The 26,378-nt window shown below is 74.5% G+C and carries 15 protein-coding genes; 8 read left to right on the forward strand and 7 right to left on the reverse strand.

Annotation, left to right across the window (positions count from 1 at the left end; genetic code table 11):
• Nucleotides 1–60: 60 nt before the first annotated feature.
• The 6 genes from ACIGO8_RS10985 (at nt 61) to ACIGO8_RS11010 (ending at nt 14,471) form a co-directional block, all read left to right on the forward strand.
• Nucleotides 61–1,224: a Kelch repeat-containing protein gene (locus ACIGO8_RS10985; protein WP_399727280.1), complete on the forward strand. Its 1,164-nt coding sequence runs from the start codon at nt 61–63 to the stop codon at nt 1,222–1,224.
• 98 nt (nt 1,225–1,322) lie between these two features.
• Entirely contained in the window at nt 1,323–2,534 is a 1,212-nt protein-coding gene (locus tag ACIGO8_RS10990) for a Kelch repeat-containing protein (protein ID WP_399727283.1), read from the forward strand.
• Nucleotides 2,531–3,748, forward strand: a complete 1,218-nt coding sequence (locus ACIGO8_RS10995) for a kelch repeat-containing protein (RefSeq protein WP_399727286.1) — start codon at nt 2,531–2,533, stop codon at nt 3,746–3,748. The genes ACIGO8_RS10990 and ACIGO8_RS10995 overlap by 4 nt, the downstream gene beginning before the upstream one ends.
• A gap of 112 nt (nt 3,749–3,860) precedes the next feature.
• A complete protein-coding gene (locus tag ACIGO8_RS11000; RefSeq protein WP_399727288.1) occupies nt 3,861–12,095 on the forward strand; it encodes a SpvB/TcaC N-terminal domain-containing protein in 8,235 nt (2,744 codons plus the stop codon).
• Entirely contained in the window at nt 12,092–12,538 is a 447-nt protein-coding gene (locus ACIGO8_RS11005) for an immunity 26/phosphotriesterase HocA family protein (protein WP_399727292.1), read from the forward strand. Before ACIGO8_RS11000 ends, ACIGO8_RS11005 begins: the two co-directional genes overlap by 4 nt.
• A 61-nt stretch (nt 12,539–12,599) precedes the next feature.
• Nucleotides 12,600–14,471, forward strand: a complete 1,872-nt coding sequence (locus tag ACIGO8_RS11010; RefSeq protein ID WP_399727294.1) for a protein kinase — start codon at nt 12,600–12,602, stop codon at nt 14,469–14,471.
• Here the strand turns inward: ACIGO8_RS11010 and ACIGO8_RS11015 are convergent.
• Nucleotides 14,455–15,477, reverse strand: coding sequence for a GlxA family transcriptional regulator (locus tag ACIGO8_RS11015; protein WP_399727296.1), 1,023 nt, complete (start codon nt 15,475–15,477; stop codon nt 14,455–14,457). The genes ACIGO8_RS11010 and ACIGO8_RS11015 overlap by 17 nt on opposite strands.
• Nucleotides 15,478–15,605: 128 nt before the next feature.
• On the opposite strand from ACIGO8_RS11015, the gene ACIGO8_RS11020 reads away from it, so the two are divergent.
• On the forward strand, nt 15,606–16,532 hold the full coding sequence (locus ACIGO8_RS11020) for an NADP-dependent oxidoreductase (protein ID WP_399727299.1): 927 nt from the start codon (nt 15,606–15,608) through the stop codon (nt 16,530–16,532).
• Nucleotides 16,533–16,729: 197 nt separating this feature from the next.
• On the opposite strand, the gene aroA is transcribed toward ACIGO8_RS11020, so the two are convergent.
• The 5 genes from aroA to ACIGO8_RS11045 form a co-directional block, all read right to left on the reverse strand.
• The gene (gene aroA / locus ACIGO8_RS11025; protein WP_399727302.1) at nt 16,730–17,992 is read right to left on the reverse strand and encodes a 3-phosphoshikimate 1-carboxyvinyltransferase; all 1,263 of its coding nucleotides are present in this window, start codon (nt 17,990–17,992) and stop codon (nt 16,730–16,732) included.
• 11 nt (nt 17,993–18,003) lie between these two features.
• Nucleotides 18,004–19,995: an anthranilate synthase family protein gene (locus ACIGO8_RS11030; protein WP_399727305.1), complete on the reverse strand. Its 1,992-nt coding sequence runs from the start codon at nt 19,993–19,995 to the stop codon at nt 18,004–18,006.
• Nucleotides 19,992–20,702, reverse strand: a complete 711-nt coding sequence (locus ACIGO8_RS11035; RefSeq protein WP_399727308.1) for an isochorismatase family protein — start codon at nt 20,700–20,702, stop codon at nt 19,992–19,994. The genes ACIGO8_RS11030 and ACIGO8_RS11035 overlap by 4 nt, the downstream gene beginning before the upstream one ends.
• Nucleotides 20,703–20,815: 113 nt before the next feature.
• A complete protein-coding gene (locus ACIGO8_RS11040) occupies nt 20,816–22,018 on the reverse strand; it encodes a 3-deoxy-7-phosphoheptulonate synthase (protein WP_399727311.1) in 1,203 nt (400 codons plus the stop codon).
• A 355-nt stretch (nt 22,019–22,373) separates the two neighbouring features.
• Nucleotides 22,374–23,537 (reverse strand): IS701 family transposase, encoded by a 1,164-nt coding sequence (locus ACIGO8_RS11045; protein WP_399727314.1) that lies wholly within the window; start codon nt 23,535–23,537, stop codon nt 22,374–22,376.
• A gap of 403 nt (nt 23,538–23,940) precedes the next feature.
• Between ACIGO8_RS11045 and ACIGO8_RS11050 the strand changes: the two genes are divergently transcribed.
• The gene (locus ACIGO8_RS11050; RefSeq protein WP_399727317.1) at nt 23,941–24,840 is read left to right on the forward strand and encodes a ScbA/BarX family gamma-butyrolactone biosynthesis protein; all 900 of its coding nucleotides are present in this window, start codon (nt 23,941–23,943) and stop codon (nt 24,838–24,840) included.
• A 117-nt stretch (nt 24,841–24,957) separates the two neighbouring features.
• On the opposite strand, the gene ACIGO8_RS11055 is transcribed toward ACIGO8_RS11050, so the two are convergent.
• On the reverse strand, nt 24,958–26,373 hold the full coding sequence (locus tag ACIGO8_RS11055) for an MFS transporter (protein ID WP_399728508.1): 1,416 nt from the start codon (nt 26,371–26,373) through the stop codon (nt 24,958–24,960).
• Nucleotides 26,374–26,378 lie beyond the last annotated feature (5 nt).

A 26,378-nucleotide genomic window follows, 5' to 3' on the forward strand; every position in this document is an offset into this window, starting at 1 on the left:
CGGCCGCGCCACGGCGCGCCCGGGCGCCCCACGGCCCCGCCCGCGCCGTCGGCCCGGTCCGTGGACACCGCGCCCCGGACGGCGCCCGGCCGGTGGTCGGCGGCCGGCGAGATGCCGTTCGCCGGCTTCTGGGCACAGCCGGCGGACGCCGCCGCCCTCCTCGCCGACGGCCGGGTCCTGCTCGCGGGCGGCGAGGACGGCCGGCGCGTGCCGACGGACGTGACCGCGCTCTACGACCCGGCCGCCGGCACCTGGACCGCCACCGGCGCGTTGTGGACCGCCCGGCGGCTGCACACCACCACCCCGCTCGCCGACGGGCGGATCCTGGTGGCCGGCGGGATCGGCGAGGCGCCCGGGCCCGTACCGGCCACCGGCCTCGGCTCCTGCGAGGTGTACGACCCGGCCACCGGCGCCTGGACGCCGACCGGGGCGCTGCGCGAGCCGCGCTTCTCCCACTCGGCGACCCTGCTGCCCGACGGCCGCGTCCTGGTCGCCGGCGGCGCCGCCGTCCGCTCGCCCGACTCCCACCGCACGCTGCGCACGGCCGAGGCGTACGACCCGGCGTCCGGCACCTGGACGACGGTCCGGCCGATGACCGACGCCCGGTTCGGGCATCCCGCCGTACGCCTCGGCGACGGCCGCGTCCTGCTGGCCGGCGGCATCCTCGCGGTGGGCCGCGGGAGTTACGCCGCCCTCGCCCTGTGCGAGCTGTACGACCCGGCGGCCGACCGCTGGACGCCCGCCGCCGGTCTCGCCACCGCCCGCAAGAGCCACCAGGCGACCCTGCTCCTGGACGGCGGCGTGCTGGTCACCGGCGGCGACATGCCCGGCTTCCAGGACGAGGACTGGAGCTACGACCCGTACAGCCAGTGGACCACCGAACGCTACGACCCGGCCGCGGACCGCTGGAACGCCGACGCCCACATGCCCTGGGGCCGCAGCCACCACCGGGCCGTTCGGCTGGCCTCCGGCGACGTCCTCGTCGTCGGAGGCACCGACGACGCCTCGATGGCCGTCGGCTACCAGAACGCCACGCTGTACGACGCGACCGCACGCACCTGGTCGGCCGAGTTCCCCACCCTGCGCGGCCGCTGGGCGCCCGCCGCCGTCGGTCTCGCCGACGGCCGGGTGCTGGTCATGGGAGGCCTGGAGGAGTCCGGCCCGGCGGCCCCGCTGCCCGGCGAGGACCAGGTCACCGCCACGGCCGAGATCTACACACCCTAGGGGACACCTCGCCGATCACGCCCGGCCGGCTGGTGCGGGCTGATCGACGAGACACCCCACAACCGGCCGCGGACGACAGGCCTAAGGAAAGGACACGGATGCGCACCCAGCTCGCCGCAGGCGGCGAACGGACCCGGCCGGCCGGGCCTCCGCCGCACGCGCGGAACGCGCCGCCGGGCCGCTGGACCACCGCCGGTCCACTGCCCTTCCCGATGGTGATCCTGCACGGCCAGCAGGAGGGCCCGGTTCTGCTGCCGGACGGTCGCGTGCTGTTCGCCGGCGGCGCCGACGCCAGCCTGCGGGCCCTGGACGGCGCCGCGCTCTTCCGTCCGGCGGACGGACGGTGGACCGTCACCGGACCGTTCCACCACGCCCGGCGCATGCACACCCTCACCCCGCTCGCCGACGGCCGGGTCCTCGCCGCCGGCGGCATCAACGGGCCGCAGGCCTACCCGCAGCAGGCACTGGCCACCGCCGAGGTGTACGACCCGGCCACCGGCACCTGGTCGCCCACCGGCGCCCTGGGCGAGCCCCGCCACAGCCACACCGCCACCCGTCTGCCCGACGGCCGGGTCCTGGTCGCCGGCGGCGAGCGGCCCCGCGACGCCCGCACCCAGCGCACCCTGGCCACCGCCGAGCTGTACGACCCGGCCACCGGCACCTGGACCCCGGCCCGCGACATGGGCGACGCCCGCTGGCACCACACGGCCGTCGCGCTGACCGACGGCCGGGTCCTGGTGGCCGGCGGCCTCACCAGCACCGGCCGCAGCCGCGTCCGGGCCCTCGGCCTGTGCGAGATCTACGACCCGGCCACCGGCGCCTGGACGCCCACCGGAGCCCTCCACGACGCCCGCTGCGCCCACCAGAGCGTGCTCCTCGCCGACGGCACCGTGCTGACGACCGGCGGCTCCGGCCCGCGCGGCGGCGACGACGCGCGGCACGACACGACCAGCATGGCGGGCGTCGAGCGTTACGACCCGGCGGCCGAGGAGTGGCGCCGGGAGCCGCCGCTGCCCTGGGGCCGCGGCCACCACCGGGCGCTGCTCCTCGGCACCGGCGAGGTGCTGGTCTGCGGCGGCGTCGACTTCGCCTGCCAGGACATCGGCCACGCCGCCGTCCTGCGCTACGACCCGGGCGCCCGGACCTGGTCCTTCGCGGCACCGATGCGCACCGGCCGCTGGGCCTTCGGAGCCGTGTCCCTCGCCGACGGCCGGGTGCTCGCGGTCGCGGGCTTCTCCCGCAGCGGCGTGGCCGCCCCGCGCCTGGGCGTCCATCTGCCGGCGGCCGAGGTGGAGGTGTTCACGCCATGACCACGACCACACGCACGTCCACGACCACGCACCCGTCTACGGCGACCGCGCCGGTGAAGGCGGCCGACGACCGGCGCGGCACAGGGCGCTGGACGGCCGCCGGTCAACTCCCCTGGGAGCGCGAGTTCTTCGGGGCGGTGAGCGGCGCCGTACGCCTGGCCGACGGGCGGGTCCTCGTCGCCGGAGGCGCGGACGGCGCGCTCACCGCCCAGGACGGGACCGCGCTCTTCGACCCCGCCGACGGCACCTGGACACCGGGCCGGCCGATGAGCACCGCCCGGCGGATGCACTCCACCACCCCGCTCGCCGACGGCCGGGTCCTCGTCGTCGGCGGCTACGGCGGCCCCAACGCCTTTCCCGTCCGGCCCCTGGCCACCGCCGAGGTGTACGACCCGGTGTCCGGCGACTGGAGCCCGGCGGGCGAACTCCGCGAGCCCCGCTGCGGCCACTCTGCGACACCGCTGCCGGACGGCCGGGTGCTGGTGGCCGGCGGTACGGGCACGCGCTCGGCCGGCTCGGAGCGGACGCTGACCTCGGCGGAGCTGTTCGACCCGGCGCTGCCGGGCTGGACGACGGCCGGCGAGATGACCGACGCCCGGTCCTTCCACCCCGCGGTGCCGCTGCCGGACGGGCGGGTCCTGGTCGCGGGCGGCTGGGTGGAGACCCGTACCGACTGGCGGGGCGGGACGGCCCTCGCGTACAGCGAGTGCTACGACCCGGCGACGGACGGGTGGACCCCCACGGACAGCCTCTCCGCGCCGCGCAGCGGTCACCAGCTGACCGTCCTCGCCGACGGATCCGTCCTGGCCACCGGCGGCGGCGAGGAGCCGGCCCCCGGCCGGCTCGACCCCTACAGCCGGGCGACCACACAGCGCTGGGACCCGGCGGCCGGCCGCTGGAACCAGGAGCCGGACATGCCCTGCGGACGCGGCCGGCACCGCGCCCTGCTGCTCCCGACGGGCGAGGTGCTGGTCATGGGCGGCTGCGACGACCTGCTCGGCGACGCGGGCTTCCGCGCCGCCGCGCGCTACGACCCGGAGGTACGGCGATGGACGGCGGTCTCGGGAACGGCCGTGGGCCGTACCGACTTCGCGGCGGCCGGGTTGGCCGACGGCCGGATCCTGGTGGCCGGCGGAACGGTCCGCACGGGTCCCGCCACCTCGACGGGGCGACGGCATCTGCTCACCGCCCACAGCGAGTTGTACACGCCGTGACGGGCCACGGCACCGTTCGGGTGAAGCGGCGGACAGGCGGCGGAACAGGCCCTTCCGGGCGTGGTACCAAGAGGTCCTTGAGCAGGCGGGTTCGAGCCGGAGGCGGCCGCGCGTGGTGAACGGCGAGGGAGTGGCGACCGGTCACGGTTCCGGCGGCGGTCACGGTTTCGGCCCCGAGTCCGGACCGGGCGGCGATTTCGGTTCCGCAGGTGATTCCGGCGCCGGGGCACGGCAGTTCGTGGTCTCCGCGCCGCGCGTGACGCTGCCGAAGGGCGGCGGTGCGATCCGGGGCATCGGCGAGACGTTCACCGCCCACCCGGCGACCGGCACCGGAACGGTGTCGGTCCCCGTCGCCACCAGCCCGGGTCGCGGCGGATCCGGCCCACGCCTTGAACTGACCTACGACTCCGGCGCGGGCAACGGCCCCTTCGGCTTCGGCTGGAGCCTGTCCGTGCCGTCCGTGACGCGCAGGACCGACCAGGGACTGCCGCGCTACCAGGACGCCGACGACTCCGACGTGTTCGTGGCGGCCGGCGCCGAGGACCTCGTTCCCGTGTACCGCCAGGACCACGACGGCACCTGGGTGGCCGCCCGGCCCGGCCACACCCGGGACGCCGAGGGCGCCTGGGTGCGCGACGCCTCCGGCCGGCTCGTGGTTCACGAGGACGAGATCGCCGGCCACCTCGTCCGCCGCTACCGGCCCCGCGTCGAGGGCGCGTTCGCCCGGATCGAGCGCTGGACCACCCTCGCCGCCACCGGCGACGTCCCCGCCGGCGACGTGCACTGGCGCTCGGTCTCGAAGGACAACGTCCTCACCGTCTACGGGCTCGGCCCGGAGCACCGCGTCGCCGACCCGCTCGACCCGGCCCGCGTCTTCTCCTGGCTGATCTGCGAGACGCGCGACGACACGGGCGGCGTCGTCCTCTACCGCTACAAGGCCGAGGACGGCACCGGCGTCGACCTGGCCGCGCCGCAGGAACGCAACCGTGGAGCCCGCGACGACGTCCGCAGGACCGCCGGCCGCTATCTCAAGCGCGTCCTCTACGGCAACCGGCGGCCCGCCCTGGACGAGTCCGGCGACCGGCCCCACTTCCTCGACGCCCGGGTGGCCGAGGGCGGCTGGATGTTCGAGGCCGTGCTGGACTACGGCGACCACGACCCGGCCGCGCCCGGGCCCCGCGACGACGAGGCCGTCGACGCGGCCGGCGCGCCCCGCTTCCCGTGGCCGGTCCGGCCGGACGCCTTCTCCTCGTACCGCTCCGGCTTCGAGGTGCGCACCGCCCGGCTGTGCCGCCGCGTGCTGATGTTCCACCACTTCCCCGGCACGGAGGCGGACGGCGTCGGCGCCGACTGCCTCGTCCGGTCGACCGACCTCGACCACGGGGGCGTGACCGAGGCCGACCCGGCGGCGGCCGACACGCCCGTCTACGCGTTCCTGCGCGCCGTGACGCAGCACGGGTACCGCCGCGACGGCGCCGGCTACGTCCGACGGAGCATGCCGCCGGTGGAGTTCACCTACTCCGAGCCGGCCGTGCGGGACACGGTCGAGACCGTCGACACCGCGTCCCTGGAGAACCTCCCGGCCGGCGTCGACGGCACCGCCTACCGCTGGACCGATCTGCACGGCGAGGGCGTGCCCGGCGTGCTCACCGAGCAGGCCGGCGCCTGGTTCTACAAGCGCAACCTCAGCCCGCTGCCGCGGACCGGCCCCGAGTCCGGCGACGGCCCCGAGACCGGCGCCGGCCCCGAGACCGGCGACGGCCCGGCCGGGCGCGTCCGCCTCGCACCGGCCGAACACGTCCGCACCCTGCCCGTGCTCCCGCCCGGCCGCGCCGCCGAGTTCGTCGACCTCGCCGGCGACGGGCTGATGGACGTCGTCGTCACCGACGGGACCGCGCCGGGCCTGTACGAGCACGACGAGGACGAGGGCTGGCAGCCGTTCCGCCCGTTCTCCTCGCTGCCCAGCCAGTCGCCGCACGCGCCGGACGCCCGCCTGACCGATCTGGACGGCGACGGCCGCGCCGACCTCCTCGTCACCCGCGACGACTCCCTCCTCTGGTACCGCTCGCTCGCGGAGGACGGCTTCGAGGCCGCCCGGCGGATCGCCGTCGCCGCCGACGAGGAGCGGGGCCCGAGGGCCGTCTTCGCCGACGGCACCCACTCCCTCCACCTCGCCGACCTCACCGGCGACGGACTGTCCGACCTCGTCCGCGTCCGCAACGGCGAGGTCTGCTACTGGCCGAACCTCGGCCACGGACGCTTCGGCGCCAAGGTCACGATGGCGAACGCGCCCTGGTTCGACCACCCGGAGGCCTTCGACCAGCAGCGCCTCCGGCTGGCCGACATCGACGGCTCCGGCACCACCGACCTGCTCTACCTGCACCGCGACGGCGTCCGGCTCTACTTCAACCAGTCCGGAAACGCCTGGAGTTCACCGCGCGTCCTGTCCGCCTTCCCGCCGGCCGACGACCTCACCGCCGTCGCCACGGCGGACCTCCTGGGCGACGGGACGGCCTGCCTCGTGTGGTCCTCGCCGCTGGCCGCCGACGCCGGACGCCCGCTGCGCTACGTCAACCTCATGGGCGGCACCAAACCCCACCTGCTCGTCGGCATCGTCAACAACCTCGGCGCGCAGACCCGTCTGACCTACGCTCCGTCGACGAAGTTCTTCCTCCAGGACCGCGAGGAAGGCCGGCCGTGGCTCGCCCGGCTGCCCTTCCCCGTCCACGTGATCGAACGCGTGGAGACGTACGACCACGTCGGCCGCAACCGCTTCACCACCCGCTACCGCTACCACCACGGCCGCTACGACGGCGTGGAGCGCGAGTTCTGCGGATTCGGCATGGTCGAACAGTGGGACACCGAGGAACTGCGGGCCGTCGCCCCGGAGGCGTACGTGCCGCCGGCGCACGTCAGGTCGTGGTTCCACACCGGCGACGCGCCGGGCAGGGAGCGGATCTCCCGGCACCACGAGGACGAGTACTTCCGCGAGCCGGGACTGACCCGGCAGACCGCCCGGGAACTCCTCCTCGACGACACGCCGCTGCCCGCCGGCCTGACCGCCGAGGAGGAACGGCAGGCCTGCCGCGCACTGAAGGGAACGCTGCTGCGGCGCGAGGTCTACGCCGACGACGCAGGACCGCGGTCCACGCCGGCCGAGGCGGCGCGCGCCCGCATCCCGTACACGGTCACCGAGCAGAACGTCACCGTACGGCGCCTCCAGGCGCGCGGCGCGCACGAGTACGCCGTGTTCGACGTCCAGCCGCGCGAGGTGCTCAGCCACCACTACGAGCGGGACGCCGCCGACCCGCGCACCCTGCACACGATCACGCTGGAGACCGACCCGTACGGTACCGTCCTCAAGGAGGCCGTCGTCGGCTACGGCCGCCGCACCCACCTGACGACGGCCGACCCCGACGGCACCGTCCGGCGCGTCCCGAACCCCGGACTGAACGCCCTCCACCCGGCGGACCGCGCCCGGCAGACCACCCCACTTGTCACCTACACCGAGCGCCGCGTCACCAACGCCGTCGACACGCCCGGCGCCTGGCGGCAGCCGGCCGTCTGCGAGACCCGCACCTTCGAACTGACGGGATACGCGCCCACCGGACCGCGCGGCCGTTTCCTCGCCGAGGACCTCGTGGAGCCCGACCCCGACGCCCCGGGACGGCTGCGCCACCGCTACGCGCACGAAGTGCCGTACGAGGAGCGGGCCGTGCCCGGATCCTGCCGGCGGCCGATCGAACAGGTCCGCACCCTCCACCGCAGCGACGACCTGACCCGGCTCCTGCCCCTGGGCCGGCTCGAGACCCGCGCCACCACCGGCGAGAACTACACGCTCGCCTTCACACCCGGACTCCTCGCCGGCGTCTTTCGCCGGCCACGACCGGACGGGACGACCGAGGACCTGCTGCCGGACCCGGCGGAGGTCCTCGGCGGGACCGGCGGCGACCGGGGCGGCTATCTGGCCGGCCGGACCCTGAAGGCGGACGGGCGCTTCCCGGCGACCGACCCGGACGACCACTGGTGGCTGCCGTCCGGCCGCTCCTCCTTCACCCCGGATCCCGACGAGCCTCCGGCGGCCGAACTCGCCCGGGCCCGGCAGCACCACTTCGTCCAGCGGCGCCACCGCGACCCCTTCGGCCACGACACCGTCGTCGACCTCGACGACGACGACCTGCTGGCAGTCGAGGTACGCGACCCGCTCGGCAACCGGACCACCGTCGAGGCCAACGACTACCGCGTCCTGCAGCCGCGCCGCGTCGCCGATCCCAACCGCAACCGGACCGAGATCGTCTTCGACGCCCTCGGCCTGGTCACCGGCACCGCCGTCATGGGCAAGGCCGCACCGGCGCCGGCCGAGGGCGACTCCCTCGACGGCTTCGCCGCCGACCCCGACCCGGCCCTGACCGACGCCCTGCTGACCGCGGCCGATCCGGGCCCCGCGGCGGCGGAGCTGCTCGCCGGAGCAACCTCCCGCGTCGTCCACGACCTCGACCGCTTCCGCCGGCTCGGCCGCCCCGCCGCGGTGATCACCCTGACCCGCGAGACGCACCTGCACGATCCGCTCCCGCCGCACGGCCTCAGGATCATGACCGCCTACGGCTACTCGGACGGCTTCGGCCGCGAGATCCAGCGCAAGACCCGGACCGAGGCCGGGCCGCTGACCGACGGCGGACCGGTGTCCGACCCGCGCTGGATCACCGGCGGATGGACCGTCTTCGACAACAAGGGCAGGCCGGTCCGCCGCTACGAGCCCTTCTTCAGCGCCACACCCGACTTCGAGTTCGGCGTCACCGTCGGCGTCAGCCCCGTCCTCTTCCACGACCCCGTCGGCCGCGTCGTCGCCACCCTCCACCCGCACCACACGTACGAGAAGGTCGTCACCGGCCCCTGGGACCGCACCGTCCACGACGCCAACGACACCTGCGCGGCCCGCGGCGCCCAGACCGGCGACCCGCGCACCGACCCCGACGTGCGCGGCCTGCTCGCGCCCTACTTCGCGGCGCCCGACCGGCAGCCCGGCGCCTGGGAGACCTGGCACGACCGCCGGATCGGCGGCGCGCTCGGCCCCGACGAGCAGGCGGCGGCCGCCCGCGCCGCCGCGCACGCCGACACGCCCACCACCGTCCATCTCGACGTCCTCGGCAGGCCCTTCCTCACCGTCGCCCGCAACCGCGTGATCTGCCCCGGCCACGAGCTCGACGGCACCGAGGACACCGCCGCCACCCGCACCGAGCTCGACATCGAGGGCAACCAGCGCCTGGTGCGGGACGCCGTGACGCAGGCCGACGACCCGCTGGGCCGGGTCGTCGCCCGCCACGCCCACGACCTGCTCGGCAACCGGCTGCTCCGGCAGAGCATGGAGGCCGGCGCCCGCTGGACCCTGCCCGACGTCCTCGGCAACCCGGTGCGCGCATGGGACAGCCGCGGCCACACCTTCGTCACCGTCCACGACGCCCTGCGCCGGCGGATCTCCCGCACCGTACGCGGCACCGTCGCCGACGGCGACGGCGCCTCCGACCCGCGCACCCTCGGCCGCGAGCGGTGCGTCGAGCGGATCGAGTACGGCGAACCCGCCCCGGGCGCCACGCCCGCCGACGAGGCCCGCGCCCAGCGGCTCAACCTGCGCACCCGCGTCCTGCGGCACTTCGACGGCGCCGGCGTCGCCGTCAGCGCACGCCTCGGCCCGGCCGGAGAACCGCTCGCCGCCTACGACTTCAAGGGCAACGTCCTCCACCACACCCGCCGCCTCACCACGGACTACCGGACCGTCGCCGACTGGTCGGCCGCCCCGGAGCTGGAGGCCGAGTCCTTCGAGAGCGGCATCCGCTACGACGCCCTGAACCGGACCGTCCAGGCGACCCTGCCCCACAGCGACCTCGCCCCGGGCCGGCATCACGTCGTCCAGCCGGTCTTCGACCGGGCGGGCCTGCTCGCCCGCGTCGACGTCTGGCTGGAACGCGCCACCGAGCCCATCGGACTCCTCGACCCGGGCAGCGAGCCGCCCTCACCGGTCGGCATCGCCGGCATCGACCACGACGCCCACGGCAGGCGCGTCCGCGTCGCCCACCGCAACGGCGCCACCACCCGCTACCGCCACGACCCGCAGACCTTCCGCCTCACCCACCTCACCACCGGCCGCGGCCCGGACTTCCCCGAGGACTGCGACCGTCCCCAGCCGCCCGGCGACGGCTGCGGTCTGCAGAACCTGCGCTACACCTACGACCCGTCCGGAAACCTCACCCACATCCGCGACGACGCCCAGCAGACCGTGTTCTTCCGCAACCAGCGCGTGGAGCCGGGCAACGACTACGTCTACGACGCGCTCTACCGGCTGATCCAGGCCACCGGCCGGGAACACCTCGGACAGCAGGCCGGCGGCGCCCGTAACGCGCCCACCGCACCCGACGCGTCCAACGCCTTCCACACCCGCCTCGACCACCCCAACACCGCCCAGGCGATGGGCACCTACGTCGAACGCCACGTCCACGACCTCGTCGGCAACATCCTGCGGGTGCGCCACCACGGCAGCGACCCGGCCCACGCCGGCTGGACGCGCGAGCACACCTACGCCGAGACCAGCCTCCTGGAGGACGGCACGGCCGGCCTCCCCGCGAAGACCGGCAACCGGCTGAGCGGCACCACCCTGAACCCCGGCGGCGCCAACCCGCCGCTCGTCGAGCCGTACCACCACGACCGGCACGGCAACATGACGCGCATGCCGCACCTCGGCGGCGCGGACCCCGGACCCAACCTCCACTGGGACCACGCGGACCGGCTGCGCCGGGCGGACCTCGGCGGAGGCGGAACCGTCCACGTCGTCCACGACGCCACCGGACAACGGGTGCGCAAGGTGTGGGAGAAGGCACCGGGCCTCATCGAGGAGCGGATCTACCTCGGCGACTACGAGGTGTTCCGCCGGCACCGCGGCCCCGTCGGCCCCGGCACCGCCGTCCTCGAACGCGAGACCGTGCACACCGGCGCCCCGTCCGGCGCCGGATCCGGCGCGGGCGAGGAGCGCTTCGCCCTCACCGAGCTGCGCACCCGCGACACGGAGGGCACCGACCGGGCACCGGCCCGGCTGATCCGCTACCAGGCCGGCAACCACCTCGGCTCCTCGTGCCTCGAACTGGACGAGCGGGCGCAGATCATCTCGTACGAGGAGTACGCGCCGTACGGCAGCACGACGTACCAGGCGGTGCGCAGCCGTACGGAGACACCCAAGCGCTACCGCTACACCGGCATGGAACGGGACGAGGAGACGGGACTCTCGCAGCACGGGGCCCGCCACTACGCCTGCTGGCTCGGCAGATGGACCTCCGCCGATCCCGGCGGGCTCGTCGACGGACCCAACCTCTACCGCTACGCGCGGGGCAACCCGGTCACCCTCACCGACCGGGACGGGCACGAGCCGGCCGAGGCCCTGACGGCCGAAGTGCTCCAGCAGGCCGCGAGCGCGCTCGAACAGGCGGCGGCGCGGTGGGGGAGCGCCGCGCTGCTGGAAGGCGGCGCCGCGGCCGCCGCACCGTCCGTCGCACCCGGCGCCGCGCCCGCCGCCGGGCCCGCGGCCCTCCCCGGCACCGGTCTGGCCGGCGGGGCCGTCCTCGGCGCCCAGGCCGTCGCGTCGCTGGTGATGCTCGCCGCGACCCGGATGAACATGCAGCGGTCGGCGTCGATCGCGAAGTACGGCAACCCGTTCGGCGTGCCGGCCCAGGGAGCGGCGTTCCCGGCCCTGACGCAGGCCCAGCAGCTGGCCACCAGGGCGCCGTTCCCCATCCCGGTGAAGGACCCGGACAAGAAGGAGCGCAAGCCCCGATGGGGCCGCGTCTACGTGACCTACACCAAGACCGACACGACCACCGGACGCGTCTACTCGGGCCGCACGAGCGCCGTCATCGACCTCAACCGCTCCTGGCTCCTGCAGGCCGAGGCCGCCATGAAGGCCCGCGACCTGAACCATCATGTGGACGAGCGCGAGGAGCCGGGCGGCTCGGCCTTCGGCGAGGCGCGGCTCGACGCGTACGCGGTCGGCATGGCCGTGGACTACAAGCAGCGCTACCGCGACCTGGGGTACCTCGCGATCCGGGGCAGGGAGCAGCAGTTGATCGACTACCACGGAGCGGCGCAGGCCCATCTGCTCGGCGTCCGGAACTTCAGCGGCGGCGCCTGGTCGGACACCGACCCCGGCCCGCGGCTGACCGAGAACGACAGCCGCGGCGTCCAGAAGGACAACCTCCTGGGCGAGCTGTTCCACCTGGCCGCGGACCTCGAGTTCGGCGAACTTGCGCCCTTCACCGGAACGCCGTTCAAGCAGCTGACGCGGGAAGCGGTGAGGCAGCGGTGACGGCACCGGGAACGTACCTGCGCATTCCCCTGCCCGACGGCTCCTACGGCTACGGCAGGGTGCTCACCGACGCCTACACGGGCTTCTACGACTACCGTACGACCGAGCCGTCCGACGACCTGGACGACATCGACGGCAGACCGCTGCTCTTCGCCCAGTCGGTCCGGCTGCGGGACGGCGACCGGTGGGAGCCGATCGGGAGCCGGCCGCTCACCGGAGAGGCCGCCCGGCCCGTCGTCCGCTTCGTGCAGGACCTCGCCGACTTCCGCACCTGCCTGATCTTCGACTCGGAGGGCGCGGAGCGGCCCGCGACGCCCGAGGAGTGCGTCGGACTGGAGCGCTCCGCCGTCTGGGACGCCCGGCACATCGAGCGGCGCCTCCTGGACACCTTCCTCGGGCTGCCCAACCAGGACGAGGTGAACGCGCGGGTCCGTCTGGCATAGGCGCACGGGAGCGGGACGTGGCAAGCTGAGCGTCTGTCAATTCGCAGGACGTGGGGGAAGATTGAGCGGGACAGAACATCACATCGGGCCGGACTCCGCACCCGATCGCTACCGCCTGCTGCGTTCCATCGGCCGGGGCGGCGAGGCCGTGCTCTATCTCGCGGAGATCGAGCTGGCCGGCGGCACCGAGCCCGTCGTCGTCAAGGTGCTCGACTCCAAGACGACGATCACGCCCGAGCTGTTCGAGCGGGTCAGCCGGAAGTGGAACGAGCAGGCCGAGCTGCTCCGGTTCGTCCACCGGCCCGGCGTCGTCGGCGTACGGGAGCACTTCCAGGGCCCGCCGATCCACCGTCCCGGCGAGGCCGGCACGCTCAGCGGGCGGGCGCTCGTCCTCGTCATGAACCATGTCGACGGACTCGACCTGCGCGACTGGCGCGACGAGCGGAACCTCGCCACGCCCGCCGAGCGGCGCGAGGTGATGCGTACGCTCGAACAGCTCGCGGACGTCCTCGACTGGCTGCACTCGGGCAAGGCCACGCCGTCCGGGCGCACCGTCGTCCACGGCGACCTCTCGCCCGGCAACGTGATGGTCGACCAGCACGGCCAGGCCACGCTGGTCGACTTCGGGCTGAGCAAGCTGACCGCCGACCACCAGACCGCCGAGGTGTGGTTCACGCCCGGATACGCGGCGCCCGAGGTCTTCGAGGGCAAGCGCACGCCCGGCTCCGACCGCTACGCGTTCGGCGCCATCACCTACTTCCTGCTCAGCGGGCAGGCACCGCCGCCCGCGCCCGAGCAGCTGGCGCAGGCGTTCCTGGCGCTCCCGCAGATCGCCGCGCTGCCGGCCGAGCAGCGCGCCCGGGTCGCCTCGATCACCTCGGCCGATCCCGACCGGCGCCCGCTGAGCCTCTCGGCGTGGGTGAAGGACGTACGGCACGGGGTGACCTCCACGACCACCGCGTCCCGGCTCGCCGCGAGCGTCCAGGACGCCGTTCCTCCGCCGCCGCCGCCCGCGGCGCCTCCGACGGTGGGCGCGGCCCCGGCGCCGCAGGGCGCCTTCGGCCCCGCGTTCCCGCCGCCCGGCGCCACGCCCGTCCCGGCTCCGGCACCCAGTCCGGCCTCGGCCCCGACTCCGGCTCAGGGCCCGACTCCGGGCCCGACTCCGGCTCCGGGCCCGTTCCCGGCTCCGGCGTCGACGGACACGACCGCTCCCACGCCGGCGGCGACACCTCCGCAGACACCGACGCAGACACCGCCGGCGCGCCGCAGACGCCGCGGTCCGCTCGTCGGAGCCGTCGCCGGAGTCGTCCTGATCGCCGTCCTCGCGGTCGTCGGGATCAATCTGCTCGGCGACAAGAAGAAGGACGAGGCCGCCAAGTCCGGGGACAGCACGTCGCCTTCGGCTCCGGCCACCACGGACGCCGCCACGCAGCCCACGCCGGATCCCACCACCGAGAGCCCGACGGACGAGCCCACGGACACCGGCAGCGCCGACCCGGACACCTCGGCGAGCCCCTCCTACGACCCGGGCTCGCTGCCCGACGTGCCCGTGGCGGACCTGACCACGCTGTCCTCGGTCAGCGAGCCGGACTCGTTCACGGTCGGCCCGGCGAAGATCAACACCAAGGAGTACGGCGCCGCCCTGCACGGCGACTGCTACAACGGCGCCTACGTCGAGTACGACCTCAACCGGGAGTGGCAGACCTTCGAGTTCACCGCTGGCATCGACGACGGCTCGAAGATCGAGGCGGCCCGCGTCGTGGTCTCCGTGGACGACCAGCCGGCCCTGTTCAACGAGACCGTCGAGCTCGGCAAGCCGATCTCCCGCACGCTGAAGATCGCCGGCGCGCTCCGCCTGCGGCTGAAGGTGGAGTCCTCGTCCTGCTCCGACGAGGGCAACGGCGTCATCGCCGGGCCTACCCTGCGTCGCTAGCGGAGACCGCGAGAGCGTCCCGCCCGCCGCTGAAGGTGCGCCGGTAGGCGGCGGGCGAGATGCCGAAGGCCGTCCGCATGTGGGCGCGCAGGGAGTTGCCGGAGCCCAGGCCCGCCCGGTGGGCGACCAGGTCGATCGGCAGGTCGGTGGTCTCCAGCAGCTGCTTGGCCAGCTCCAGGCGCTGCGCCGTCAGCCACTGCACCGGCGTCATGCCGACCTCGTCGCGGAAGCGGCGGCTGAAGGAGCGCAGGCTCATCCGGGCGTGCTCGGCGAGCCGGGCCAGGGTGAGCGGCTCACCGAGGTGTTCCAGCGCCCAGGCGCGGGTGGCGGTGGTGCTGGCGAGCGTCGGCTCGGGCACCGGGCGGTCGATGAACTGGGCCTGACCGCCGTCCCGCCAGGGCGGCACCACACACATCCGGGCGGCCCGGTTGGCGGCCGCGGCACCGTGGTCCCGGCGGATCATGTGCAGGCACAGGTCGACACCCGCGGCCACCCCGGCGGAGGTCAGCACGTCGCCGTCGTCGACGAACAGCACCTCGTCGTCGACCTTGACCTCCGGATAGGCGCGCCGGAACTCCGGGGCCAGGTTCCAGTGGGTGGTCGCCGGGCGGCCGTCGAGCAGTCCGGCGGCGGCGAGCACGTACGAGCCGGTGCAGATGGACACCAGGCGGGTGCCCGGCCGGATCCGGGCGATGGCGGCACCGACCTCGGGCGGCAGCGGTCCGCCGAGGGCCAGCTCGGGCATGGCGTGCGTGGGCGGCAGGATCACGGTGTCCGCCGCGGCGAGCGCCTCGGGACCGGCCTCCGGCTGGAGGGTGAAACCGGCGTCGCTGAGGACGGGCGCGCCGTCGGCGGTGCAGATGGTGACCTCGTAGAGCGGGTGTCCCGCCTCGTCCGTCACGCTGCCGAAGACCCGCGACGGGATGCCGAGCTCGAAGGGCGGCACACCCGGCAGGGCCAGGACGGTGACCCGGTGGGGCGCCGGCGGACTGCCTGTCTTCCTCATGGCCAGATCCTGACACATAGTGGCGGAACAGCCAACACCGTACGGCGCCGCCGTACCGCATCGTGGTGGACGTCGCCGCCGGACGGACCGGCGGCGGGCCGATACGAGAAGGAAACGAGGCGGACAGCATGCGCGCGATGGTCGTGGAGCAGTGGGGCGGACCCGAGAACCTGGTCGAGCGCGAGGTCGAGCGGCCGGAGCCGGGCCTGAACGAGGTCCTGGTGCGGGTGCACGCGGCCGGAGTGAACCCGGTGGACTGGAAGACCCGCGCCAGCGGCGCCCTCGTCGCGTGGGGCGACGTGCCGGTCGTCGGCTGGGACGTGTCCGGCACCGTGGAGGCCGTCGGCCCCGGAGTCGGGATCTTCCGGCCGGGCGACGAGGTCTTCGGCATGCCGCTCTTCCCGCGCCAGGCGGGCGGCTACGCCGAGTACGTGGTGGCCCCGGCCCGGCACCTCGCTCCCAAGCCGGCGTCCCTGACCCACGTCGAGGCCGCGGCCCTGCCGCTCGCCGCGCTGACCGCCTGGCAGGCCCTGGTCGACGCGGCGGACGTCCGGCCCGGCGAGCGGGTGCTCGTGCACGCCGCAGCCGGCGGCGTCGGCCACTTCGCCGTCCAGATCGCCAAGGCCCGCGGCGCCCACGTCATCGGCACCGCCAGCGCCGCCAAGCACGACCTCGTACGGCGGCTCGGCGCGGACGAGGTGGTCGACTACCGCGAGCACCGCTTCGAGGACGTCGTGTCCGACGTCGACGTCGTCCTCGACGGCCTCGGCGGCGAGACGGCCGAGCGCTCCCTGAAGGTCCTCCGCCCCGGCGGCAGGCTCGTCACGCTCCCGGGCCCGGACGACGTCCCGGCCACCACGCCGGCCGGAGTGCACGCGAGCTGGGTCCTGGTCGAGCCCGACCACCTGGGCCTGCGCGAGATCGCCGCACTGGTGGAGCGGGGCGCGCTCACCCCGGTCGTCGACACGGTCCTGCCGCTGTCCGAGGCTCCGAAGGCCCACACCCTCGGCGAGCAGGGCCGCACCACCGGCAAGATCGTCCTCACGGTCGCCTGACACGACGCGGGGCGGCCGGGGGATACGGCCCCGGCTGGCTCGAGGCCGTATCCGGCCCGGTGACCGCCCGCCCCGGCCGGCCGCGGGGCGGGCGCCGGTCCCGTCCGGGTCGGTCGCCGGACGCCGTGCCGGTCCGCCCGGGACAGGTCCTCTTGGCGGCCAGGCGGTCCTCCGGCGGCCGGCGGGACCTGGTCACGTCATCGTGACCGGGGGCGTTCCTCGCCGGGGAACAGTCTGGACAGTTCGGTGTGGAAGCCCGGGAAGGTCTTGGCGACGCAGGACGGGTCGTCGAGGTCGAGCCGGACGCCGGCGCCGAGCGCCAGGACCGAGAAGGACATGGCGATCCGGTGGTCGCGGCGGCAGGCGATCCGGGCCGGGACCGGCCGGCCGGGGTGGACGGTGAGCCGGTCGCGGCCCTCCTCGACCCGTATCCCGCAGGCCCGCAGATTCGTCGCCACGGCGGCGATCCGGTCCGACTCCTTCAGCCGCGCGTGGCCGATGCCGTGCACGGTCACCGGCGCGTCCGCGAGCGGCGCGATCGCGGCCAGCGTCATGAAGGTGTCGGAGATCTCGCCCATGTCGACGTCGAAGCCGCCGCGCAGCCGCCCGCCGCCGGTCACCGTCGTGGCCTCCTGCGTCACGGTCACCCGCGCACCCGCCCGGGCCAGTACGTCCACGAAGCGCAGATCGCCCTGGAGACTGCCCGACCCGAGCCCCGGCACGGTGACCGCGCACCCGGTGACGGCGGCCGCGGCGAAGAAGTACGAAGCGGTGGAGGCGTCCGGCTCCACGGCCAGGTCGACGGCGCGGTAGCCGCCGGGCCGGACCGTGATCCGCTCGGCGGACTCCTCCAGGTCCGCGCCGAAGCGCCGCATCAGCGCCAGCGTCATGTCGACGTACGGGCGGCTGACCACGCCCCGCGGCCGCAGCACCAGCGGCGCCCGCATCAGCGGCGCCGCCATGAGCAGACCGCTCAGGTACTGGCTGCTGAGCGAGCCGTCGAGGGCCGGCTCGCCGCCCGCCAGACCGACCGCGGTCACCTCCAGCGGCAGCGAGTCCGTCCCGCCCGCCGTGCGCACCGTCGCGCCGAGCCGGGCGAGCGAGTCCACCAGCGGCCGCAGCGGGCGTGCCCGTAACTGCGCGGAACCGTCGAAGCGGAAGGTGCCGCGGCCCGTCGCGGCGAACGGCGGCAGGAACCGGGCCGCCGTTCCGGCGTCGGCGCACCAGATCCGGCCGCCGCCGGTGGGCCCGCCACCGGCGCCGGTGACCGTCCAGTACGCGTCGTCCGCAGCCGCCGAGACCCGCACACCGAGGTCGGTGAGGGCCGTACGGAAGGCCAGGGTGTCGTCGCTGACCAGCGGCGCCGTGAGGGTGGAGGTGCCGGTCGCCGCCGCGGCCAGGAGCAGGGCGCGGTTGGTCAGGCTCTTGGATCCCGGGACGCGGGCGACCCGCGCGGGCACGCCGGGCGCCGTCACGGCCGTGCGGCCAGGACGTCGGTCATCAGGCCGGCGACGAGACGTACCCCGTTCTCGGTGAGCACCGACTCGGCGTGGAACTGCATCGACGCGAAGTGCGGTCCGCGCAGCGCGTGCACCTCACCGGTCAGCGGATCGCGGCAGACCTCCACCGGACCCACGCCCTCGACGTCGGCTTTGTCCTCGGCGGCACGCGCGGCGAACGTGTTGTAGAAACCGACCCGCTCGGGAGCGCCGAAGAAGTCGATCTCCCGCTGCACGCCCTGGTTCGGCACCGGACGGCGGACGAGCGGCAGTCCAAGCCGCCGGCTGAGCACCTGGTGGCTGAGGCAGACCGCGAGGAAGGGCCGCCGCCCGGCGAGCAGGGCGTCGACCGCCGAGGCCAGATGGGCGATCTTCGGATGGGCGTCGTCGCGTGGATCGCCGGGCCCCGGCCCCATGACGACGAGGTCGTGGCCGTCGAAGGCGTACGGCTCGTCGAAGCGCCGCACCGTCACGGCGAGTCCGAGGGAGCGGAGCTGGTGGTCGATCATCGAGGTGAAGGTGTCCTCGGCGTCCACGACGAGCACGCGGCGGCCCGCGAGGACGGGCCCGGCCCCGCCCGGCCCGCCGAGCCCGCCGGTCCCGTCCGTCGCGCCCGGCCGACCCGGGCTGCCCGCTCCACCCCGCCCACCCGGGCTGCCCGCACCGCCGTCGCCGTCGCCGGCGAGCCAGAACCGGCCCAGCGTGGCGTTGCGCCGCTCCAGCGCCGCCCGCACCTCCGGGTGTGCGCCGAAGCGCGCGGCGGGCGCCGGGCCGCCGGCCGTCGGGCCGTCCGCCTGGAACGCCGCGAGGAGCCCGGCCGCCTTGGCGCGCGTCTCGGCGACCTCGGACTCCGGGTCGGAGTGGCGGACGAGCGTGGCGCCCACGCCGATCCGGACCCGTCCGGAGCGGTCGATGTCGGCGGTACGGATCAGGATGGCGGAGTCGAGCGCGTGACCGCCCCGCTCGTCGCGGCCGATGAGGGCCACCACGCCGCTGTAGTAGCCGCGGCCCTCCGGCTCGTAGCGGCTGATGACCCGGCAGGCGCTCTCCAGCGGACTGCCGGTGACCGTCGGCGCGAACAACGACGCGCTCAGGATCTCCCGCGGGTCACGGCCGGTGCGGCCCTCGATGAAGTACTCGGTGTGCGCGAGCCGGCCCATCTCCTTCAGGCCGGGGCCCACCACCCGGCCGCCCGACTCGCAGATCCGGGCCATCATCTTCAGCTCTTCGTCGACGACCATGTACAGCTCGTCCGCTTCCTTGCGGTCGGCGAGGAAGTCGAGCACGCCGGGCAGGGTGGGGCCGGCGGACGGATAGCGGTAGGTGCCGCTGATCGGGTTCATCACGGCGGTGCCGTCGGACACGCTGACGTGCCGCTCGGGCGTCGCGCCCACGAAGGTGCGGTCGCCGGTGTGGACGACGAAGGTCCAGTACGCGCCCGACTCGCCGCGCAGCAGCCGGCCGAACAGCGACAGCGCGTGCCGCGGCGTCCAGCCGCTGACGTCGGCGACGAAGGTCCGCTTGACGACGAAGTTCGCGCCCTCGCCCGTCCCGATCTCGTCGGCGATCACCCGGCGGACGGTGTCGGCGTAGCGGGCGTCGTCCACGTCGAAGCGACCGTCGGTGAGGTCGATGGGCAGGTCCGGGAGCCGCCGCAGGAGCTCGTCGAGCGGGACCTCGGCCTGGTCGGTGACGGTCATCGCGATCAGCGGTGCGCCGTCGTCCGGCGCGGCGAAGCCGCGTTCGGTGATCTGCCGGTACGGGACGACCGCGAGGACCTCGTGCCGGGCGCCGGGCCCGGGGGCGTCCGGGCGGGGCAGGTCGGCCAGGGTCGCCGGGGTGGAGACCGGGCCCAGCACGAGGTCCACGGTGTCCGCGCCGCCGCTCTCGGGGCGGTGGAGCAGCGCGAAGGCGGGCGGGTGCGGGGCGAGCACGCGGGCGAGGAGGTCGACGGGCGCGCTCATGCGGCGGCTCCGGCGGTGGTCCCGGCGGTCGGTCCGGCGGTCGTTCCGGTGGTGGCACCGGCCGGCGGGGCGGCGGCCGCCAGCTGGCCGAGGACGGTGCCCGTGGTGGTGACGACGGCGCAGCGCCGGGCCGCGTACTCGACGGCGAGCCGGTGGTCGGCGGCCGAGAAGTCGGCCACCGCGTCGGCGACGAGGAACGGCCGGATGTCGTGGGTGTAGGCGTCGACCGTGCTCATCAGGACGCCGACATGGGCGTACACACCGCACACGATCAGCTGGTCGCGGCCCTGTTCGCGCAGCCACTCCAGGAGCCCGGAGCGGAAGAACGCGCTGTAGCGCCACTTGGTGAACACCCGGTCGCCGGGCCCGGGCGCCAGCGGTTCGACGACCTCGCGGTCGGCGGGATCGACGCGCATGCCGGGGCCCCAGAAGTCCTTCAGCAGGCCGCGCTGTTCGTCGGTCATCCCGCCGGGCTGCGCCGTGTACGCGACGGGCATGCCGGAGGCCACGGCCCGCTCGCGCAGCAGGGTGGCGTTGCGTACGAGCGGGTCGCGCAGCGCCGCGGGGAACGGGCGCAGGAAGTAGCGCTGCATGTCGTGCACGAGCAGCGCGGCCCGGTCCGGATCGGCGGTCCACCGGGCGGTGTTGTCGGGCAGGTCGTCCGCCGACGGCAGCGGATACGGCTCGATGGGGGGTATGCCCGCCATGAGGGTGCTCTCCTTGGGCGACAGGTGCGAGGGGCAGTAAGGCCGGAAGGGCGAGAGGAACGAGGGCCGGCGGCCAGTCGGCCAGGCGGCCAGGCGGCCGGGCGGCCGGGCGGCTAGGCGGCGGCCGGCTGTACCGAGCGGCCGGTGGTCCACCAGGCCGAGACCACGGACAGCGCCTGGCCGGGATTGAGCCGCGGGTCGCAGCAGCTCGTGTAGCGGGTGCCGACGAGATCGACCTCGGAGGCGTCGCGGACGCACTCGGTGACGTCGTCGGGCGTGGTCTCCAGGTGGAGTCCGCCGGCGACACCGCCCGCGGCGGCGACGGCGTGCTGGAACTCGTCGACCTCGCGCGTGATCGTCTCCAGGAAGCGGGACTTGAGGCCCGACGGCGTGCTGACGGTGTTGCCGTGCATCGGGTCGGTCAGCCAGATCACGGGATGACCGGCCTCGCGTACCGCCGCCACCAGCGACGGAAGACGCTCGGCGACGGTCCCTGCGCCCATCCGGGCGATGAGGGTGAGCCGGCCCGGCTCCCGGGCCGGATCGAGGCGTTCGCACAGGGCCAGGAGCTCGTCGGCGGTCATGCCGGGACCGACCTTGCAGGCCACCGGGTTGACGACGTCGGTGAGCAGGGCGACATGGGCGCCGTCGAGCTGCCGGGTCCGTTCGCCGATCCACGGCCAGTGGGTGGAGGTGAGCAGCAGCCGGCCGTCCGGGCGGCGGCGCAGCATCGGCACCTCGTAGTCGAGCAGCAGCGCCTCGTGGCTGGTCCAGACGGGCGCGCCGATCCGCGGCCGGGACGCGGTGTCGAGCCAGCCGAGGTGGCCCATCGCGGACCGGGCCGCGCGGTAGCCGGTGAGCAGCCGCCCCGGATCGGGTCGCCGCAGCTCGGGATCGGGCTCCGGGCTGTTGACCATGTGGCCGCGGAAGACCGGGAGTTCGAGGTCGCCGACCCGCTCGGTGGGGCGGGAGCGGGGCTTGCCGAACTGGCCGGCCAGCCGGCCGACGCGTACCACCGGACGGCAGGTGTCCATCTCCAGACGGCCGGCCAGGACGTTCAACAGGCCCGCCTTGCGGGCGATGTGGCCCGGCGTGCACTCGGCGGTGTCCTCGGCGCAGTCGCCCGCCTGCACCACGTACGCCTCGCCCGCGGCGACCCGCGCCAGCACGGTCCTGAGGGACTGCACGTCGGCGTCGTGGACGAGCGCCGGCAGGGCGGCGAGTTCCTTGCGTACGCGCAGCACCTGGTCCTCGTCCTCCCAAGGAGGCTGCTGCAACGCCTGTTCATATCGAATGTCGAGCAGGGCGGCGTCCACTGGATTCTCCAATCGCGATCGGGCACGGCGAGGCGCGTGCCCGAAGAAGGCAAGAGAGGGGGAGGAAGGGAGAGCGGAGAAGGGCGCGGAGGGCGTCAGGCGGGTTCGGTTCTCCGCGACGCAGTAGATCGTCCGACGGAATCCCGGGCGCCACCAAGAAGGCGTGGGGTATCCGTCAGGTGACGTGCGATCCGTCAAGTGGTCCGGCTTATGTCAAGTCCGTTCGGATACGCAGGAGTTGTTGCACAGCGCTCCGCGAGGCGCGCATTTTCCCGCTCTTTTCCGCGCATGCGGACGGACCGGCGGGCGGACGGCGGAATTGCCGTCCGCCCGCCGGTCCCGGCGCGGGCCGGTCTCAGCTGCCGGCGAGGGCGACGACCGCGTGGGCGGCGGAGGCCAGCGTGATGTGACGGTGCCAGCCGCCGAAGGAGCGACCGGAGAAGTCCCTGATGCCCACCCGGTCGGCGATGGTGGTGAAGTCCTGGTCGACCCGCTCGGACAGCTTGCTCAGGCGGACCAGGGAGGCGGGCGAGGCGCCGGTGAGGTTCGTCAGCCAGAGTTTGGCCGGCCAGCGCCCGCCCTCCTCGCCCACGCCGAGCAGCAGCACCTCGCCCTGCCCGGAGGCCTGCCCGGAGCCCGGTCCGAAACCGTGCCCGGCGCCCGGCCCGGAGCTCTGCCCGGCGCCCGGCCCGCCGGAGGCCCATGGTCCGGACAGCGACGGGCCGGTGACCCGTACCGTCGCCGCCCAGTGGGTTCGCGGGCCGGTCAGGACCGGGCGGCGGAGGTCCGCGGCCGTGACCATGATCTGTTCGGCGGTCAGCGGCCCGCGTCCCGCGGCGGGCACGGCCGGGTCCGCGACGGTCAGCGGCTGGTCCTCGCAGACGCTCACGAGCAGGGGCATGCCGGCGGCGTGCAGCTTCTCGAAGATGGGGACGGCGTGCACCTCGCAGGAGTCCAGCACGAACGGCCGCACGGGCAGCCGCCAGCGGTGGACCGCTTCCAGACAGGCCTCCACCACGCTCTCGCTGAGCGTCTCCAGCGGCGCGCCGTCCGGGATGGCGACCTGGCTGCGCCGCAGGTCGTCCGTGAGCCAGGCCTGCGGCAGGTGGAGGCGCCAGTTGACGGGTGTGCTGGTGGTGTCGGAGGCGGCCCACACGCCGATGGCGCGCTGGGCGTTCAGGACCTGACCGAGCGTGGGGAAGAAGTGCCGGTCCACGCCGACCGAATGCCGTCCTGTTTTGGGGATGATGACCGGCTGCACCACCCACGCCCGGGGCGGCCGGGCGTCGATCCAGTGGCCGGCGAGTGCCCGGCGCATGGGGACCCAGTCCCAGGTGGAGGCCGAGATGAAGTGGTGGAGGTTCTGCTCCGAGACCTGCTCGCCGAGCAGCGCGGCGATGTTGCGGATGGACTTGCGTCCCGGTGTCTCCAGCAGACCGCGTAGGTACTGCACGGCCTTTCTGCTCTGGTCGGCCCGGGAGAGGGAGGTGAAGAGGATCGAGGAGATCTCGGTGAGCACGGCGTCGTGGGAGCTGGACCGGGAGGCGGCGGGGTGTGTCCCTCGTAAGGCGACCGGGGGACGCGGGTCGAGGCTGAGCATGCATCTCCTAACGACTGTTCGCCCGAGAGTAAGGGGCTGTACGGGAGGCGGGCCATCACCAACGGGTCGAGAGTGTCAAGTTACCGGACGGTAGTCCTGTTGGGAGGAGGGGTGAAAGAGGGCTATCGTCCTGTTTCTTTATACGGCGTGTGCGTACGACAACCGCACATTTGCGCCATCGTCCGCCCCGAGCCGGGATCCAGGAACCTGGCCCCTTTACCTGTGCTTGGGCGTACATTTACCCGTGGGGAAAACCGAACGCACGTCCCGTACTTCAATGCTGCACTGAGCGAGACCGACCGATCCGACTCAGGGGGGAACGTTGTACGACACCACTCTGGCCCCGCGCCCGGCCGCGGCGCCTTCGCCGGGCCTGCTCGGCGCCTACGCCCATCTGCGGCGCGCGGAGCACCTCCTCGTCACCGACTGGGAGCCGCTTTCCGGCCGGGACTTCGTCCTGCGCGTCCGATGGCCCGCGCCGCAGGAGGACTTACCGTATGATCCGCGCGTCCTGGCGCAGACCGTCCGACAGACCGGACTCGTCGTCGCGCACGGCGCGTTCGGCGTACCGCTGACCCATCAGACGATGCTGAGCACCCTCGCCTTCACCATCGACCCGGGGCTGCGGGTGCCCCGCGGCCGCACGTTCGAGCCGGTCGTCCACGTCGGCGTGGCGGAGGGCGGCGGCGCGCGGCGCACCGGACGCGCCCTGCGGATGTCGTTCCGCGTGCTGGGCGAGGGACGCGAGGGGCGCACCCTGGCCCGGGCCGAGAGCGAGTTCAGCTGGATACCCGACCGGGTCTACGAGCGGCTGCGCGGCTCCCGGCGGACCGGCGCCTGGGCGGACTGGCCGGTCCCGCCGCCCGTCGACCCGCGGCTGGTCGGCCGCGCGCGCCCGGTCGACGTGGCCCTCGCCGCCGGGGGCCGGCCGCACCGCTGGCTGCTGCGCAACGACCCGGACAATCACCTGCTCTTCGACCATCCCGTCGACCACGTGCCCGGCCTCGCCCTCCTCGAGGCGGCCGACCAGGCGGCGCGCGCCCTGCGCTTTCCGGGCCGCCTCGCGCCCGCCACCGTGGAGGCGGCCTATTGGAGGTACGTCGACTTCGACCGGCCGTGCTGGATCACGGCCGAGCCGCTGCCCGAGCCCGGATGCGTACGGGTCACCGGCACACAGGAGGGACGGCGCGCCTTCCGCGTCGACTTCCGCACCAGCTGCTGACCTCCGGCGCGTACGCGTACGCGCTCGCGCGCACGACACGGTCCCGCGGGCCGGCCCCTGTCACCAGGGGCCGGCCCGCGGGACCGGACGTGCGCGTACGGAGGACCGGGATGCGCCTCAGTGCGCGGCCGCCACCGTCTCGGGCTCCTGCTCGGCGCCCCGCTCCTCCTTCGGCACCCAGCGCAGCGCGAGGACGCCGAGGGCCAGGCAGAGCAGGCTCGCCGCACCGATCGCGACGTGCAGACCGGTGAGGAAGGCGTCCTCGGCCTCCGCCACGATCCGGGCGGACAGGCCGGGCGTGTCCAGCGTCTCGTCGAGCGTGCCCGCGACATCGGGGCCGGTCAGCCGGAAGCACAGCGCCGCCAGCGAGCCGAGCAGCGAGATGCCCAGCGCGTTGCCCAGTTCGTTGCTGGTCTCGGCGATCGACGCGGCGGAGCCGGCCCGCTCGGCCGGGACGGCCGCGACGGCGGTGTCGGCGACCACGCTGAAGGACAGGCCGTAACCGACACCGGCGACGACGGTGGAGGCGATGAACGCGGCCACTCCGTGCTCGGTGGTCGTCAGCAGCAGGAGCAGCAGGCCGACGCCCATGAAGAAGTGGGAGGCGATCAGCGCGGCCCGCTTGCCGACCCGGTCCACGACGCCGCTGGCCCCGATGCAGGCGATGGTCAGGACGGCCGCGCCGGGCAGGGCGAGCAGCGCCGCGGCGAGGACGCCGTAACCGAGCACCGACTGGAGGTAGATGCCGCTCAGATAGCCGGCCGCGGCCCAGGCGACCAGCGTCAGCAGGCCGGTCAGGATCGCCACGGCGAAGACGCGGTCCCTGAACAGCCGCAGGTCGAGCAGCGGATGCTCCAGGCCGAGCTGCCGGCGCGCGAACCACACGAGCAGCGCGAGGCCGACGACGCCCACGGCGGCCTGGGTGAGGGAGAAGCCCTCCGCCGCCGCCGTCTTGACCGAGTAGACGGCCAGCAGGATGCCGACCGCGGACAGCGCCACGCTGAGCGCGTCGACCCGGCCGGGATTGGAGGTGCGCACCTCGCGCAGCAGCACCGGCGCGAGGGCGAGGAACAGCACGACGACCGGCAGGTTGATGAGGAAGACCGAGCCCCAGGAGAAGCGGCTGAGGAGCAGGCCGCCGATCACCGGTCCGGCCGCGAACCCGGCGGCGAACGTCGCCGCGAAGATGCCGATGGCCTGGGAGCGCTGGCGCGGGTTGTGGAAGAGGCTGCTGATGATGGCGAGGCCGGAGGGCAGGAGCGTGGCGCCGCCGAGTCCCATCAGCGCCCGGCAGGCGATGAGGACTTCGGGGCTCTGCGCGAACGCGGCGCCGGCCGAGCCGAGTCCGAAGACCACCGCGCCGCTCAGCAGGAACTTGAGCCTGCCGTAGCGGTCGCCGAGGTTTCCGAAGGCGATGAGCAGGGACGAGACCACGAATCCGTAGATGTCCAGGATCCACAGCGCCTGGTCCGTGGTCGGCGTGATCGCGGAGGTGATGCTCGGCATCGAGAGATAGAGAACGGAGCCGTCCATCGAGA

Source organism: Streptomyces sp. NPDC053493 (assembly GCF_044544825.1).
Classification (GTDB): domain Bacteria; phylum Actinomycetota; class Actinomycetes; order Streptomycetales; family Streptomycetaceae; genus Streptomyces.